This is a genomic window from Halobacterium sp. CBA1126 (assembly GCF_009741975.1).
Lineage (GTDB): Archaea > Halobacteriota > Halobacteria > Halobacteriales > Halobacteriaceae > Halobacterium.
In genome coordinates this window covers 30,238-45,435 of sequence record NZ_WPCF01000006.1, presented here as the reverse complement: position 1 = coordinate 45,435, position 15,198 = coordinate 30,238, and the positions used below count along the sequence as shown (strand labels likewise).

18 protein-coding genes and 1 pseudogene are annotated in these 15,198 nt (G+C 68.8%); 10 read left to right on the top strand and 9 right to left on the bottom strand.

The features are described 5' to 3' along the window. Nucleotides 1–331: aminotransferase class I/II-fold pyridoxal phosphate-dependent enzyme (locus GJ634_RS01695; protein WP_331713941.1), on the bottom strand; the 331-nt coding region annotated here is incomplete at its 3' end. A 97-nt stretch (nucleotides 332–428) separates the two neighbouring features. On the opposite strand from GJ634_RS01695, the gene GJ634_RS01690 reads away from it, so the two are divergent. From GJ634_RS01690 to GJ634_RS01680, 3 genes are all read left to right on the top strand, one after another. Continuing rightward, nucleotides 429–854: a hypothetical protein gene (locus GJ634_RS01690; RefSeq protein ID WP_157500204.1), complete on the top strand. Its 426-nt coding sequence runs from the start codon at nucleotides 429–431 to the stop codon at nucleotides 852–854. Between the two features lie 63 nt (nucleotides 855–917). After that, nucleotides 918–1,337, top strand: coding sequence for a Rieske 2Fe-2S domain-containing protein (locus GJ634_RS01685; protein ID WP_157500203.1), 420 nt, complete (start codon nucleotides 918–920; stop codon nucleotides 1,335–1,337). Nucleotides 1,338–1,382: 45 nt separating this feature from the next. After that, on the top strand, nucleotides 1,383–2,345 hold the full coding sequence (locus GJ634_RS01680) for an arsenic resistance protein (protein ID WP_157500202.1): 963 nt from the start codon (nucleotides 1,383–1,385) through the stop codon (nucleotides 2,343–2,345). On the opposite strand, the gene GJ634_RS01675 is transcribed toward GJ634_RS01680, so the two are convergent. After that, nucleotides 2,346–2,726: a DoxX family protein gene (locus GJ634_RS01675; RefSeq protein ID WP_157500201.1), complete on the bottom strand. Its 381-nt coding sequence runs from the start codon at nucleotides 2,724–2,726 to the stop codon at nucleotides 2,346–2,348. A gap of 99 nt (nucleotides 2,727–2,825) precedes the next feature. Here GJ634_RS01675 and proC point away from each other — a divergent pair, with 99 nt between their 5' ends. From proC to GJ634_RS01655, 4 genes are all read left to right on the top strand, one after another. Next, nucleotides 2,826–3,602, top strand: coding sequence for a pyrroline-5-carboxylate reductase (gene proC, locus GJ634_RS01670; RefSeq protein WP_157500200.1), 777 nt, complete (start codon nucleotides 2,826–2,828; stop codon nucleotides 3,600–3,602). Further along, on the top strand, nucleotides 3,595–4,443 hold the full coding sequence (gene proB / locus GJ634_RS01665) for a glutamate 5-kinase (protein WP_157500199.1): 849 nt from the start codon (nucleotides 3,595–3,597) through the stop codon (nucleotides 4,441–4,443). The genes proC and proB overlap by 8 nt, the downstream gene beginning before the upstream one ends. Then, nucleotides 4,436–5,767, top strand: coding sequence for a glutamate-5-semialdehyde dehydrogenase (locus GJ634_RS01660; protein WP_157500198.1), 1,332 nt, complete (start codon nucleotides 4,436–4,438; stop codon nucleotides 5,765–5,767). The genes proB and GJ634_RS01660 overlap by 8 nt, the downstream gene beginning before the upstream one ends. A 205-nt stretch (nucleotides 5,768–5,972) precedes the next feature. Further along, nucleotides 5,973–7,148: a Fic family protein gene (locus GJ634_RS01655; RefSeq protein ID WP_157500197.1), complete on the top strand. Its 1,176-nt coding sequence runs from the start codon at nucleotides 5,973–5,975 to the stop codon at nucleotides 7,146–7,148. A 99-nt stretch (nucleotides 7,149–7,247) separates the two neighbouring features. Here GJ634_RS01655 and GJ634_RS01650 read toward each other — a convergent pair whose 3' ends face one another. The 6 genes and pseudogenes from GJ634_RS01650 to GJ634_RS01625 form a co-directional block, all read right to left on the bottom strand. Beyond that, complete coding sequence (locus GJ634_RS01650; RefSeq protein ID WP_157500196.1) at nucleotides 7,248–7,487, bottom strand: hypothetical protein; 240 nt, start codon at nucleotides 7,485–7,487, stop codon at nucleotides 7,248–7,250. A gap of 83 nt (nucleotides 7,488–7,570) precedes the next feature. Further along, nucleotides 7,571–9,165 (bottom strand): annotated as a pseudogene (locus GJ634_RS01645) (GMC family oxidoreductase). Next, complete coding sequence (locus tag GJ634_RS01640) at nucleotides 9,165–9,692, bottom strand: gluconate 2-dehydrogenase subunit 3 family protein (RefSeq protein WP_157500195.1); 528 nt, start codon at nucleotides 9,690–9,692, stop codon at nucleotides 9,165–9,167. Before GJ634_RS01640 ends, GJ634_RS01645 begins: the two are co-directional and overlap by 1 nt. A 47-nt stretch (nucleotides 9,693–9,739) precedes the next feature. Continuing rightward, a complete protein-coding gene (locus GJ634_RS01635; RefSeq protein ID WP_157500194.1) occupies nucleotides 9,740–10,468 on the bottom strand; it encodes a fumarylacetoacetate hydrolase family protein in 729 nt (242 codons plus the stop codon). A 61-nt stretch (nucleotides 10,469–10,529) separates the two neighbouring features. Next, nucleotides 10,530–11,513, bottom strand: a complete 984-nt coding sequence (locus GJ634_RS01630) for an aldo/keto reductase (RefSeq protein WP_157500193.1) — start codon at nucleotides 11,511–11,513, stop codon at nucleotides 10,530–10,532. A gap of 155 nt (nucleotides 11,514–11,668) precedes the next feature. Then, nucleotides 11,669–12,913 (bottom strand): RNA-guided endonuclease TnpB family protein, encoded by a 1,245-nt coding sequence (locus GJ634_RS01625; RefSeq protein ID WP_157500192.1) that lies wholly within the window; start codon nucleotides 12,911–12,913, stop codon nucleotides 11,669–11,671. A gap of 347 nt (nucleotides 12,914–13,260) precedes the next feature. Here GJ634_RS01625 and GJ634_RS01620 point away from each other — a divergent pair, with 347 nt between their 5' ends. The 3 genes from GJ634_RS01620 to GJ634_RS01610 all read left to right on the top strand — a co-directional run bounded on the left by GJ634_RS01620 (nucleotide 13,261) and on the right by GJ634_RS01610 (nucleotide 15,011). Next, the gene (locus tag GJ634_RS01620; protein WP_157500191.1) at nucleotides 13,261–13,983 is read left to right on the top strand and encodes a metal-dependent hydrolase; all 723 of its coding nucleotides are present in this window, start codon (nucleotides 13,261–13,263) and stop codon (nucleotides 13,981–13,983) included. A gap of 109 nt (nucleotides 13,984–14,092) precedes the next feature. Continuing rightward, nucleotides 14,093–14,488, top strand: coding sequence for an OsmC family protein (locus tag GJ634_RS01615; RefSeq protein ID WP_157500190.1), 396 nt, complete (start codon nucleotides 14,093–14,095; stop codon nucleotides 14,486–14,488). Between the two features lie 73 nt (nucleotides 14,489–14,561). Beyond that, on the top strand, nucleotides 14,562–15,011 hold the full coding sequence (locus tag GJ634_RS01610; RefSeq protein WP_157500189.1) for a DUF5799 family protein: 450 nt from the start codon (nucleotides 14,562–14,564) through the stop codon (nucleotides 15,009–15,011). Here GJ634_RS01610 and GJ634_RS15260 read toward each other — a convergent pair. Next, nucleotides 15,008–15,154: a hypothetical protein gene (locus GJ634_RS15260; RefSeq protein WP_197425359.1), complete on the bottom strand. Its 147-nt coding sequence runs from the start codon at nucleotides 15,152–15,154 to the stop codon at nucleotides 15,008–15,010. The two genes, GJ634_RS01610 and GJ634_RS15260, sit on opposite strands and share 4 nt — an antisense overlap. Nucleotides 15,155–15,198: the final 44 nt, after the last annotated feature.

Sequence of the window (15,198 nt, the reverse complement as noted above, 5' to 3'; positions counted from 1 at the left end):
CGAGCACGCGGTCGCCCGGCGCGAGGAACGCCCGCGCGAGGTAGTCGAGCGCGCCGTCGCCGCCGTTCGCCAGCCACACCTGCTCGTCGGCGACGCCCCACCGGTCGGCGAGCGCGGCCGTGAGGTCGGCGTGGACGGCCTTCGGGTAGCGGTGGACCTCCGGCGCGGTGTCGCGGACGGCGGCCTCGGCCTTCGGACTCGGACCGTGGGGGTTCTCGTTCGAGGAGAGCGTCACGAACTCCGCGGGGTCCCGTCCCAGCTCCCGTGCGACCTCCTCGATGCCCCGACCGGCCCGGTACTCCACGTGGTCGGAGAGGTCCCGTAGTTCCATGCCCGAATCGAGTAGCGGGCGCGCCTTAAGCGTGCCTTCACGGAGGCGTCCGCCGATACCCCGGCGTTTTACCACGATTCGGTCGCAACCGGCGGGTATGTCAGTCACCGAGACGGTCGTGTACGCGCTGCACCTGCTGTTCGCCGGGCTCTGGACCGGGAGCGTCCTGTTCGCGACTGCGACGCTGCCGAACATCGCCGGCGGCCTCGCCGCGGACGCCCGCGACTCGTTCGTCGGCGCGCTCCGCAACGTCTCCCGAGCCAGCGCCGCCGTCCTCCTCCTCTCCGGCGGCTACATGCTCACGCTCGCCGGCTACACCGAGGGCGGCGCGCTCACCGGCACCGGCCGCGGCCACCTCGTGCTGGCGATGCTCGTGCTCTGGTTCGCGCTCGCCGGCCTCACCGAAGTCGCCGCCGGCAAACTCGACGACGGCGAGGACGCCACGTCGTTCCTCTACGGCGCCTCGGTCGTCGCCGTCCTGCTGCTCCTCGACGCCGGCGCGCTCGCCACCGGCGCGTTCTGAATTCTTCTCCTATCGCCCGCCGCATCCGTGAGAACTATCGTGGTCCCGGCCGCCGTTCGCGGTATGGGTCGCTATCGCGTGACGAGCGTCGCGGACGTCCACGAGGCGGACGGCTACGTGTTCACGGTGCGGGACGAGCACGGCGGCGACGAGGAGGTGGTGTTGCTCCCCTGCGAGGACGGCGTCGAGGCGTGGGTGAACCGCTGCACGCACGAGGCCCAGCGGCTCTACCGCGAGGGCGTCGGCGCCGTCGTGCGGAACGGCGAGGTCGTCTGCCCGAAGCACGGGTCGATGTTCGACACGTGCAGCGGCTACTGCGACAACGGCGAGGCCGCGGACACGACGCTCGTCGACGTCGACATCACCGTCGAGGACGGCCAAGTGTACCTCACGGACGACGACGTGCAGTACCTCCACGACGGCCTGAAGCAGGACGACGGCGGCGACGAGGCCCCGAGTTCGACCTCCCACCTCCAGTTCTAAGCGCCGAGCGCGCCCCTTTTCCCGCGGCCGCGAGAATCCCGGTGCATGGACGCGGAGTGGCTGCAGCGCCGGCAGGTCGCCGTCTACGCCGCCGCGGTGGCGCTCGCCGGCGCCGTCGCCGCGAGCCGGCCGGCCGCCGCCAGCAGCCTCGAACGCGTCGTCGACCCCGTGCTGGCCGTCCTCCTCTACGTGACCTTCCTCGAGATTCCGTTCGTGCGGTTGCGGCGTGCGTTCGCGAACGTGCGCTTCGTCGCGGCCGCGCTCGCGCTGAACTTCCTCGTCGTCCCGGTCGTCGTCTGGGTGCTCGCGCACGCGCTCCCGGACTCGCCGGCCGTCCTCGTCGGCGCGCTCATGGTGCTGCTGACACCGTGTATCGACTACGTCGTCCCCTTTACTGCGATCGCGGGCGGCGACGCGGAGCAACTGACCGCGACGACGCCCGCGCTGATGCTCGTGCAACTGCTCTTGCTCCCGGGGTTCCTCTGGCTGTTCGTCGGCCCGGAGGTCGCGCGGGTCGTGGACGCGCGCCCGTTCGTCGAGGCGTTCGCGTTCCTGATTGCGGCGCCGCTGACGCTCGCGTGGCTCACCGAGGCGTGGGCAGAACGGTCCGCGGCGGGTCGCCGCTGGCAGGCCGCGATGGGGTGGCTCCCCGTGCCGGCGATGGCTGCGACGCTGTTCGTCGTCGTCGGCTCGCAGCTCCCGCGCGTCTGGGACTCCATCGACCGCGTGGCCGCCGTCGTCCCCGTCTACGTCGCGTTCCTCGTCGTAATGCCGCTGCTCGCGCGCGTCGCGGTCGGCTTCCTAGAAGTCGACGTTGGCGAGGGGCGCGCGCTCGTGTTCACGGCGGTGACGCGGAACTCGCTGGTCGTGTTGCCGCTGGCGCTCGCGCTCCCGGCCGGCTACGAGCTCGCGCCCGCCGTCGTCGTAGCGCAGACGCTCGTCGAACTCGCGGGCATGGTCGCGCTCACCCGGGTCGTGCCGGCGTGGCTGCTCCCCGAGGCGGGGTAGCTACGACCGGTAGGCGTCCCGCAGGAAGACGAGCACGCCGCCGAGCATCGCGACGTTCCCGAAGAACGCGAGGCGCTCGCCGCTGGCGTCGTCCTCGTCGGCGTTCCAGAAGTCGTGCATCGTCGCCGTGACCACCGTGAGGAACGTCGCTGCGGCGCCGGTCGCGAGCTTCGGGAGGCGCCAGAGCGCGATGCCGAGGCCGGCGACGACCATCATCCCCGACGCGAACGGCGCGGCCACGTCGGGCATCGGGACGCCCGCGGATTTGGCGTACTCGACGGTGTCCTCCATGTCGCGGAAGTCCTCGCTGGCCTGCAGGGCGAGCCCGAGGCCGAGGGCGACGCGGCCGAGCGTGGAGCGCGTGCGGTCTTCGTCTGTCATCGGGGTATCGTTTCTTCGGCAGCGACAAAAGCGTACTTGCGGGTCGGCGGGCGCGTCGGAAGCGTAGACGGTATGACCCCCAACCCCCTCTGTAGGGGTATGAAACACGTCAGCGTCATCGGCTGCGGGAACATGGGCGGGGCGTTCGTCCGTGGGCTCGCGAAGGCCGGCAGCTACGAAGTGACGGCGATCGACCTCGACCCCGACGCCCTCGAGCGCGTCGAAGACGCCGCCGACGAGACGACGACGGACAGCGCGGCGGCCCGCGACGCGGACGTCGTCGTGCTCGCGGTCAAGCCCAGCGTCGCCGCGGCGGTCCTCGACGACCTCGACCTGCGCGCCGACCAGACCCTGATCACGCTCGCGGCGGGCGTCCCCCGGGACTTCGTCGCCGCGCAGACCGACGCACAGGTCGTCCGCATCATGCCGAACCTCGCCGCGGAGACGCGGGACATGGCCGCGGCCGCGACCCGCGAGGGCATCACCGACGAGGTGCGCGCCCTCCTCGACGACCTCGGCGAGTACGTCGTCGTCGACGAGTCCCAGATGGACGTCGCGACCGCGGTCAACGGCAGCGGCCCCGCGTTCGCGTTCTACCTCATCGAGGCGGTCAAGGACGCGGGCGTCGAGGCCGGCCTCGACGCCGAGCAGGCGGAGACCCTCGCCGCGCAGACGTTCAAGGGCGCCGCGGAGACGGTGCTGCAGGACGACCGCAGCGTCGACGAGCTCATCGAGGCGGTCTGCTCGCCGAAGGGGACGACCATCGAGGGGATGGACGTGCTGTGGGACAGCGACGCCGACGAGGCGGTGCGCGCGGCCGTCGCGGCGGCCGAGCGGCGCTCCCGGGAGCTCGCGGAGGAGTTCGAGGATGAGTGAGCAGGTGCAGGCACACGCGGAGGACACCGAAGCCGTCGAGGCGGCGCGCCGGCAGGCCGCGGACGCCGAGCGCGTCGTCGTGAAGGCGGGGACGAACTCGCTGACCGACGACGAGTCCCGGCTGGACCGCGACAAGCTCGACAAGCTCGTCGACGACATCATGGACCTCCGCGAGCGCGGGAAGGACGTCCTGCTCGTCTCCTCCGGCGCGGTCGGCGCCGGCACCGGCCGCGTGGACGAGGACGTCGAAACCGTCGAGGAGAGCCAAGCGCTGGCGACGGTGGGCCAGAGCCACCTGATGCGCCACTACACGGAGAGCTTCGACCGCTACGACCAGAAGATCGCCCAACTGCTGCTCACCGAGCACGACCTCTCGAACCCCGAGCGGTTCACGAACACCCGCAACACCATCGAGACGCTGCTGGAGTGGGGCATCGTCCCCATCATCAACGAGAACGACGCGGTCGCCACCGAGGAGATCCGCATCGGCGACAACGACATGCTGTCGTCGTCGGTCGCCATCGGCGTCGACGTCGACCTCCTCGTGACGCTGACCGACGTCGGCGGCGTCTTCACCGCGAACCCGAAACGCGACGACGCCGCCCGCCGCATCGAGTCCGTCGCCGAGAACTACAGCGCGGTCCAGGAGCTGGTCAACGACACCACCGCCGAGCAGTTCGGCGGCATCCGCACGAAGGTCGAGCGGGCGCGCGCCGCGGCCGAACACGGCATCCCCGCCGTCATCGCGGGCTCCGCGGAGCCGGACGTCCTGGAGAAAATCGCTACTGCCAAGCCCGTCGGGACGCTATTCGTGCCCGTGAACGGTGACAGCGATGAGTGAGCACGACACCGACGCGCAGGTGACCGAGGCCCAGCGCGCGGCGCTCGACCTCGCGAACGTCGACGAGGACGCGCGGGACGCCGCGCTCCAGTCGATGGCGGACGCGATTCGCGCCCACGAGGACGAGATTCTCGCTGCGAACGAGGAGGACGTCGAAGCCGCCGAAGAGATGCTCGAGCGCGGCGAGTACACGCAGGCGCTCGTCGACCGCCTCGAGCTCGACGAGGCGAAACTGGAGAACATCGCGGAGATGGTCGAGTCCGTCGCCGGGCAGGACGACCCGCTCGGGGAGACGCTCGCGGCCCGCGAACTGGACGACGACCTCGAGCTGTACAAGGTCGCGGTCCCCATCGGCGTGGTCGCGACCGTCTTCGAGTCGCGGCCGGACGCGCTCGTCCAGATCGCCGCGCTCGCGCTGAAGTCCGGGAACGCGGTCATCCTGAAGGGCGGCAGCGAGGCCAGCGAGTCCAACCGCGTCCTCTACGACATCATCCGGGACGCGACCGAGGACCTGCCGACCGGGTGGGCGCAGCTAATCGAGGCCCGCGAGGACGTCGACCGGCTGCTGGAGATGGACGACAAGGTCGACCTCGTGATGCCGCGCGGGTCCTCCGAGTTCGTCAGCTACATCCAGGACACCACTCAGATTCCCGTGCTCGGCCACACGGAGGGCGTCTGCCACGTCTACGTCGACGAGGCCGCCGACCTCGAGATGGCCGAAGACGTCGCGTTCGACGCGAAGGTCCAGTACCCCGCGGTGTGTAACGCCGTGGAGACGCTGCTCGTCAGCGAGGCCGTCGCCGACGAGTTCCTCCCGGGCATCGTCGCCCGCTACGAGGACGCCGGCGTGGAACTGCGCGGCGACGAGGCCACCCGCGACATCGTGGACGTCGCCCCCGCGACCGAGGACGACTGGGACACGGAGTACGGCGACCTCGAACTCGCCATCAAGGTCGTCGCGGACGTCTACGACGCCGTCGACCACGTGAACGCCCACGGGTCGAAGCACACCGAGTCCATCCTCACGGAGGACGAGGACGCCGCGTCGGTGTTCATGCGCGGCATCGACGCCGCGAGCGTCTTCCACAACGCCTCCACGCGGTTCGCGGACGGCTACCGCTACGGCCTCGGCGCCGAGGTCGGCATCTCCACGGGGAAGATTCACGCGCGCGGGCCAGTCGGCCTCGAGGGCCTGACGACGTACAAGTACTATCTGGAGGGCGACGGTCAGCTCGTCGCGTCGTACAGCGGCGAGGACGCCCTGCCGTTCACCCACGAGGACTTCGACGGCGAGTGGCGGCCCGGGCGCCTCCGCGACGAGTAGTGGGTCTCGTCGACGGTTCTCGCGTTCCCGGTCGTTCCGAGGGGGCTGTGCACCTGTGGTCGGCCCGTTCGGATACGACCTACCTGTCGCGGCCCGGAACGATACATTTTGCACCTTAAAATGAATCCACTATCGGGTTCTCCACCTTCTCATTCGTTTATTACCCTTAGATTCATACACCGTGCGCTCTAACCCATCGGTATCGATGCAGCAGTCCGAGCTGGATGCTGATGCGCCCGGCAACCTCGTCGCGTACGGCCGCGAGTCGTACTACAAGCCGGAGCCGCTCCCGCCATCCGGCGGCCTCGCGCTCGACGACGAGTTCTACGAGACGCTCGCGGACGCGACGTTCTGGCTCGGCAAACTCAGCGGCGTCAGCCGCGAGCTCGACTTCCCGCCCGTCCTCTACACCTCCCTGCTCCGCAAGGAAGCTATGGAATCCGCGGAAATCGAGGGCGCCGACGTCGACTACGACGCGCTGTACAGCCTCGAAACCCGCACCTTCGACGAGGGCCGGGACGAACCGAACGAGACGACTGCAGTCGCCGAGACCAAAGACACCCGCGAGGTCCGCAACTACGAGACTGCAGTCGAGGACGGCATCGACGCACTCGACCACGGCGAGGCGTTGACCGTCGAGTTGCTCCACGACCTCCACGAGACCCTGCTCACTGGCGTTCCAGACGACCGCGTCGACACCGACACCGTCGGCGCGTACAAGTCGAAGCCGAACTACCTCGGCGACTTCCTCCCGCCGGTGCCGGGCGCCGTCGAGGACCTGATGGACGGGCTGTTCACGTACTATCGGACTGGGGGCAGCTACCATCCGCTCGTGGACGTCGCGCTGTTCCACTACCAGTTCGAAACGATCCACCCGTACGGCGACGGGAACGGTCGGCTGGGCCGGCTCCTCGTCACGCTCCAGTTGTACGACGCCGACCTCCTCGAACGGCCCAATCTCTACCTCAGCGAGTACTTCAACCGCAACAAGGCCGCGTACGTCGAACGGATGGAGAGCGTCCGGTTCCACGGCGCGTGGGAACCGTGGCTCTCCTTCTTCGTGGAGGGCATCGCACGGCAGGCCCGCGAATCGGTGGAGCGAACGCTCGCGCTCGCGGACTTGCGTCGCGACTACGAGGCGGAGTACGGCGGAAAGTCGTACACGAAGAATCGGCTCGCGGTGACGCTCTTCGAGCGGCCCTACGTCACGAGCAAGACCGTCCAGCGGCTGTTTGACGTGGAGCAGCCGACTGCCTCGCGGGCGATCAACGAACTCGTCGACGACGGCGTCCTCGAGGAGGTCCCCCGGCACGGCCGCAACAAGGAGTATCGTGCCCGGGAAATCTTCGAGATCCTCGAGCAACCGCCACAGACCTACTGACCGGGCTGTGGAGCGAGTAACTCTGCCGGGGCAGTACGTGGCCTCGGTCTGCGGTAGTGGGTTCGACGCGGCGAACGCTCGGAAGTGACTGCTGCAGGGTCAGCCGGCGGCTTCGTTCGGGCGACGCGCCGGCGGGGCCCAGCGAATGCTGCGGTAGGCGGCGACGCCGCGCTGGACGCCGAGGACGGCGACCGTGGTGGCGGCGACGGTGACCGCGGTGCGGGGGGCGGCTGCCGCGGCGACCGCGGCGAACGTGACGGCGACGACCAGCGCCGCGGCCGCGACGGCGGTGCGGAGGCTGTGCGCGGCGGCCGGGGCGTGATGGGTGACTGGTCTCATCACGTGTAGTGGGGCGGCCGCCACCACCATAAGGATAATCTGAACTACACTTCTGTAAGCGAGCTTGCTGAAATTCGTTTCTGTTAGAGGCGCTCGGCGACGTGGTCGGCGGCCTTCAGCGCGAGCGCCGCGATAGTCAGGGTGGGGTTCATCGCGCCGCCGGTCGGGAAGACGCTCGAGGACGGAATTGTGAGGTTCCCGAGGTCGTGGGTGCGGAGTTGGGCGTTCACGACGCTCGAGTCGGGGTCGTCGCCCATCCGCGTCGTCCCCATGTGGTGGAACGCCGGGCCCGTCGCGTCCGGGCCGACCGTCCAGCCGATGTCGACACCGAGCTCGTTCAGAACCTCGTGTTGGATCTCGTTCGCGCGCTCGATGGTGCGGCGCGTGTAGTCCGACAGCGACCACACCACGTCCGGCACCGGGTTCCCGTGGTCGTCGGTGCGCTCGGGGTGGAGGCGAATCTGGTTCTCCTTCCGCGGGGGCTGTTCGACGAGCGCGCCCATCGCGACGTGGGTGCCGTAGCCGTCGCGGATGCGCTCGAGCATCTCGTCGCCCCAGTCGTCGCCCGTCAGCGCCATCTCCACGGGCGACGGGCCCGCGTAGTTGAAGAACTCGAGTTTGATGGCGCCCCGGGAGTCGTCCGGCCGGTCGTAGAACTGGTGGCTCTCGGTCGTGTTGAACCCGATGTGGTTCTGGCGCGTGCGCTGGTCGAGGGTGCCGCCGGCGCCCGCGAACAGGTGGTCCATGAAGTACCGGCCCACGAGCCCCGACGAGTTCGCGAGGCCGTCCGGGTACTGCTCGGACTCGGAGAGCAGGAGTAGGCGTGGGTTCTCCACGCGCCCGCCGCGAGCACGAACTCCCGGGCCGCCTGCCGGTGTTCCGTGCCGTCCGGCGTCGCGTACACCGCGGCGGTCACGCGGTCGCCGGCGTCGTCGTGTTCGAGGCGCTGGACGGGCGCGCGGTCGACGACGCGGGCGCCCTGCTGTTCGGCGCGGTCGACGTGAATCGTCGCGTCGTACTTCGCGCCCGACGGGCAGACGGGCTGGCAGGTGCCGTACCCGACGCAGGCGCTCCGGTCGTTCCGGGATTCGGAGAGCCGCGCGTTCGGTACGGAGTGAGTCGTCACGCCGACTGCCTCGCAGGCGTCGGCGAACAGCGAGTCCGAGTAGCTCGGCGGGAACGCGGGCAGCGGGTGGGGCTGCTCGCGCGGCGGCGCGAACGGGTTGTCGCTGGCGCCCGCGACCCCCAGCTCTTCCTCCGCGCTGGCGTAGTACGGCCGCAGGTCCGCGTAGTCGATGGGCCAGTCCGCGCCCACGCCCGTCGCGGACTCGAGTTCGAAGTCCTGCTCGTGGAGGCGCATCACCATCCCCTGCCAGTGGAGCGTCGACCCGCCGACGCCCTTCACGCGCGCCGCGTTCAGCGGGTAGAACTGCTCGCCGCTGGACTCGTAGGCGTCGCGGGCGCCGCCCATGTTCCACACCGAGTCCGGGCCGTGCGCGGGCCGAATCGAGCGCTCCATGCGCCGCTCGCGCTCGTCGTCGTCGAAGCGCGGCCCGGCTTCGAGCACGACCACGTCGTAGCCCGCGCTCGCGAGCTTGTCCGCGACGATACCGCCCGCGGGCCCCGCGCCCACGATGCAGACGTCCGCGCGCTCGGAGGGCCGACGGTCAGCCTGCATCACTGTGGCCCCCGCTGGTAGCTCGCCGTCCCGCCGGGGTGGCCCTGCGGGTTCTCGATGCCCGCGAGCTTCCCGCCGGTCGGCGTGGAGAACAGCGCGTACAGCAGCTCGTTCACGAGGTAGTAGCGGACGCGCTCGCGGTCGGCGCCGTCGGGCGCCGGCGTCGCGGTGTCGACCTGCATCCCGGAGAGCGTCGACTCGCGGGCGTCGGCGTCGAGGGCGACGAAGTCCGCGTCGTCCCAGTGCTGGGTGTACTCGTCGAGTGCGGCGACGGCGTCCGCGACGCCCGCCGCGTACTCCGGCCGGTCCTCGAAGCGGCCGACGCTGTACTGTTCGACGAACGATTCCACGCCGTCGACCGCGCTGGGGTAGACGACGTCCGCGACGGCGACCAGCGTCGCCACCTCGTGGTCGCCGACCGGGTCGTCGTCCCCTCGTTCGGAGAGCGTGAGTGCGCCCGCGCCGGCCGCCCCGGCGGCGCCGGCGGCGGCGAGCGCGGCGAGCACGTCGCGTCGCGTCAGCTCCATTCGGCCACGTCTTAGGTCGGCCTAATCTTCAGCGTTGCCCTTCGCGACTACCGGCGCTCGACGTCGTGGGTGAGGGTTCCGATCCCCTCGACTTCGACCTCGACCTCGTCGCCGTCCGCCAGTTCGTCGACCCCCTCGGGGGTGCCCGTGATGATGACGTCGCCCGGTTCGAGGGTCATGTACGCGGTGACTTCGGCGACGAGCTCGGCCACGGAGAAGATGAACTGCTCGATGGACGCCGACTGCCGGGTCTCGCCGTTCACGCGCAGCTCGATGGCCGCGTCGTCGGGGACCTCGTCGGGCGTCGCGAGCACCGGGCCGAGCGGGCACGCGCCGTCGAAGGCCTTCCCGCGCACCCAGTTCTGCTCCTCGGACTGGTCCGTGCGGTTCGAGACGTCGTCCGCGCACGTGAACCCCGCGACGACGTCGAGCGCGTCGGCCTCGTCGACGTTCCGGCACTGCTCGCCGACGACGACGGCGAACTCCGCCTCGTGCTCGATGTAGTTGTCCCCGGGGAGGGTGACGGTGTCGCCGTCGCTGGCGACGGTGTTCGGCGGCTTCAGGAAGAGCATCGGGCGGTCCGGGACGTCCGAGCCGCGCTCGGCGGCGTGGGCGGCGTAGTTCCGGCCGACGCAGACGATCTTCGACGGCTCCGCGGGCGGGAGCACCTCGACGTCGTCGACGTCGTACGTTCGGTCGCCGAACGAGACGGTGCCGTCCGCGTACTCGCCGCGCCGTACTGCCCCTGCCGGGTCGCGGAAGCGCATCCAGTGCATGTCCGCGGCTTCCCGTGGTGGCCGCGTAAGCGTTCCGGGTGCGGCAAACGACCGGGCTACGTCACCAGCGGTGGTGGACGTGCTCTTCGACGTACTTCTCGTAGACGTCGCGGGTCGCGCCGTGGGCCGCGTGGGTGAGCGGGCGGGCGTTCGACGCGGCGACGTTGCTCCGGATGTGCTCGGGGGACGTCGACCCCGGGATGACGGTGGCGACGGCGTCGAAGTCCAGAATCCAGCGGAGCGTGAACTGCGGGAGCGTGAGCTGGTCGGGGACGTGCTCGCGGAGCTCGTCGACGGCCGCGACGCCCGGTTCGAGGGGGACGCCAGCGAACGTCTCGCCGACGTCGAACGCCTCGCCGTCGCGGTTGAAGTTCCGGTGGTCGTTCTCCGGGAACTCCGTATCCTCGTCGATGTTCCCGGTGAGCAGGCCGGAGGCGAGCGGGACGCGCACGATGACGCCGACGTTCTCGCGCTCGGCGGCGTCGAGGAAGCGCTCGGCGGGCCGCTGGCGGAACGGATTGAAGATGATCTGGACGGTCTCCACGCCCGGGTACTCGATGGCCTTCATCGCCTCCTCGACCGTCTCGACGCTGACGCCGTAGTGGTCGAGCTTGCCGGCGTGCTTGAGGGCCGCGAGCGCGTCGAACGTCTCGGGCTGGTAGTACGTCTCCGTCGGCGGGCAGTGCAGCTGGAGGAGGTCCAGCGTGTCGACGCCGAGCTTCTCCCGCGAGCGGTCGACGAACCGCTCGAGGTTCTCGTGCGTGTAGCGGTCGGCGTCGTGGGGGTCGAGGCGGCGCCCCGCCTTCGTCGCAACAATCGGGTCCTCGTCGCGCTCGTCGAGGACCTCGCGGATGAGGCGTTCGCTGCGGCCGTCGCCGTAGACGTCCGCGGTGTCGAGGAAGTTCACGCCCGCGTCGAGCGCGGCGCGCACCGCGTCCTTACCCTCCTGTTCGCCGACGTCGCCCCACTGGCCGCCGATCTCCCACGTGCCGAGGCTCACTTCGCTGACGTCGAAGCCGGTCGAACCGAGTCGTCGCTGCTGCATACCGGAGAACGCACCCGGACGCACCTAACGGTGTGGGAAGGCCGCGAGGCTGGCCGGTTACTATCGGTCCGGCGCGAGCAGCGCGAGCCCGACGACGAACGCCGGGAGGCCGACGACGAGCGCGACAGCGTACGCGGGGGTAAGCTAACCCACGGCTAAAGCCGTGGGCTTTCAGCGTGGACTCCCGCTCTGGCCTCAGTTGAGGCAGGAGGTTCATACTCTCCATTCGCGTTCAACATCCCGCTGTTTAAGCGCACGCCTACGGGTGCGCCTCCACCGGAGCCAGTCTGGTTCCGGCGGAGATACCGCAAGCCGATGTTTTTCGCCGCATTGTAATCGGCGTGGTTCTCGTAGTCACACTTCAGGCACTCGAACTTTTCACTATCACGGTTATCGGGGTGCGTGAACCCACAGTGTGAGCAACGCCGCGACGTGTTCTCCGGGTCAACTTGTTCCACGTCAATACCGTACTCGGCGGCCTTGTACTCAACGTACTCGTACAGGCGGTCGAACGCCCACTTGTGGCCCCACGACGCGCCGGTACGTTCACGGATATTGGTCAAGTCCTCGAACACAATCACCGAACACTCGTGGTCGCGGGCTTCAGCCACCAATTCGTTCGAGATACGGTGGAGCGTTATCTTGAACCGACCTTCCTCTTTGCGTCCGACAGCCTGCATAGTCTTATGTGCCCACCGCGTGCCACATTGCTGTAAGTCACCACGCCGCTTCTCGTACTCACGCCGCCAGTGGTCGAACTCGTCGCCCGTCCAGAACGTGCCCGTTGAAGCGACGGCCAGATTGTTCACGCCGAGGTCAACCCCGAGAACTGTTCTGTTCTCGGTGGTATCCCGTTCCAGCGTGTCAGGCTCCACATCTCGTTTGCAGTGGATGTGGAGCATCCAGTTGTCGTTCGTGTAGTGCAGTTCTGCCCCTGTAGTTTCGTACTCGTCGGAAAAGACGTATTCCGCGTGGGGCGTGTCTCGCTCGTTGTCGGGAAGCACGTAGTCGGCTTCAATCCGTCCGTCCGTGGTGGCGAGCGATACGTGGTCGTCGTGGAACGTGGCGGTGCGGTGGTCGTAGACGATGTGTGGGCTGGTAAAGTGTGGCATCGACGCTTTCTTCCCCTGCTTCCATTTTTCGACCACGCTCTTGCAGGCTTCAGCCGCCTTGTTTCGGGCGGCTTGGACGTGGTTGCTGTGTAATGCCGTCTCGTCGCGCACGTCGTCGTAGGTTTCGTCGTTGAGCGTGGTTTTGCTCGTGGTGACGTACTCGCCCTCGAAAGCGTGGCGTGTGACGTAGTTGGCGGCCCACAGGAATTCGTCTACGGTGTCTTCAAGGAGTGCGGCGTCGTCACTGTCCACGGCGAGTTTCACGGGAACAGTGCGCCGCTTCTCCATATATCATATGTAGGCTTGGTAGTTCAAAACCGTTGGGGAGTCGGCCTTGTCGCGGCTGGTGATTGGATGCACGGAGCGTACGCGCTTCCTCCCACCCCTAAAGGGGTGGGTTTCCGCGCTGTTACCACTATGACGAACGCGCTCGGCGTGGTGGTTGCAGACGCGACGACCACGGTCAGCAGCGTCGACTGGGCGAGGAGGAGCGCGAGCAGGCCGTCGCGGCGGTCGGCGGTCCTACCGGGAGATGCGCGGGCGGAATCCACCATGGTCGCGTTCGCGGCGCCCTCCCGGAAGAATCCTCCGAGCCGTCACCTTTTATGGGGGTTTCGAGAGTAGTTAGAGATGCTATGGAACTTACCTGGTTCGGCCACTCGACGTGGCGCGTGGAAGTCGGCGAGACGACCCTGCTCATCGACCCGTTCTTCGACAACCCGAAGACCGACACCGACCCCGAGGAGGTCGACCCCGACCACGTGCTGCTGACGCACGGGCACGCCGACCACATCGCGGACGTCGACCGCTACCGCGGCGCGCACGTCGTCGGCACCCCGGAGCTCGCGGGCTACCTCACCGACGAGTACGACATCGAGGACACCACCGGGATGAACCTCGGCGGCACCGTCGAACTCGGCGACGCCTACGTGACGATGGTGCGCGCCGACCACTCCAACGGCATCGACACCGGCTACGGCACCTCCGCCGGGATGCCCGCGGGCTACGTCATCTCGGACACGAAGCCCACGCAGGTCGCCGACGAGGAGTCGACGACGTTCTACCACGCCGGCGACACCAGCCTCCACACGGAGATGCGCGACGTCATCGCGCCGTATCTCGAACCCGACGCCGTCGCCGTCCCCGCGGGCGACCACTTCACGATGGGGCCGTGGCAGGCCGCCGTCGCCGTCGACTGGCTCGACGCCGACGTCGCGTTCCCCATGCACTACGACACCTTCCCGCCCATCGAGATCGACACCGACGACTTCGTCCGCGAGGTCGAAGCCACCGGCAGCGACGCCGACCCCGTCGTCCTCGACGGCGACGAGACGTACGACCTCTCCGAGGGCTACTGACGCGGCCGCCCGCAGCCGGTCCGTACCGGCTCGCGGCCGTCGTCGGTCGGCGGCGCCGGCTACCGAAAGAACAACGCTTACGGCGCGGGCGCGAGTCCTGCCGGACGTAATGACAATCGAAGTCACCAGCACGTCCGAGGAAGGCTACGTCACGCGCTCGCGCGTCGGCGACTACGAACTGACCGTCGACGCCACCGAAGCGGACGGCCCCGAACCGAACGGCGTCCTCCTCGCGGACTACGCGTCCTGTTTCATCCCCGCGTTCCGCGTCGGCGGCAACAAGGAGGGCTTCGACGACCTCGGCCGCATCGACATCGACGTCGAGGGCGACCTCGACGAGGACGACGACCTCACCGCGGTTCGCTTCCACATCCTCGTCGAAGCGGACCTCGACGACGACGAGTTCGACGCCGTCGTCGAGCGCGCCGAGGACATCTGCCACGTCCACAGCGCGCTCCGAGAGGGCCTCCACGCCGAGATCACCGGCGAGACCGGCGCGTTCTGAGCGGCGCTCGTCGCTGACTGGCCGCGTTTTTTTCGTCGTAGCATACAAGCACGCCCGCCACGTAGCCGCGGCCATGACCGACGACTGGCAGGACCTGGTGGTGGGCGCGCGCATGAGCGTCGACAGCGAGTTCTCCGACCGCGTGCGAGCGTCCTCGCTGTCGAACTCCCAGTGGGGGCTCGTGATGACCGCCGTCGAGTTCGACGTCGAAGACGCCGACGACCCCGAACACGCCCGCATCGTCGCCGACACCTCCCAACTGGAGCACGTGCTCCCGGAGATGCAGAACGTCGACCAGCAGCAGGCGATGGGCGCCGGCGGCCGCTCCGAGCCCTCGGAGAACACCAGCGGCATCGTCGGCGGCATCAAGGCGGCGCTCGGCCTCGGCAGCGACGACGACAGTAACGAAGAACTCGAAGCGGAAGCCGTCGAACTCGCCGACGAATATGCGAACGCGCTCCAGTCACACCTCGAGAAGGAAGGCCGGTGGGACGAAGTCCGGCGCGCGGCGGCCGGCGACTAACCGTCCCCGGAGTGGAACAGGGTGAGCTCCTCGACCTCGTAGATGTTGAGGAGCTCCGCCACCAGCTCGTCGTAGGACTCCCCGTCCTCGCGGAGCGCGTCCAGTCGCTCGACGGTCTCCTCGCTCAGGTGGACCTCGGGCATGTATCGAACCACGACTGCAGCGCGCTTGACATCCTCCTCTGCCC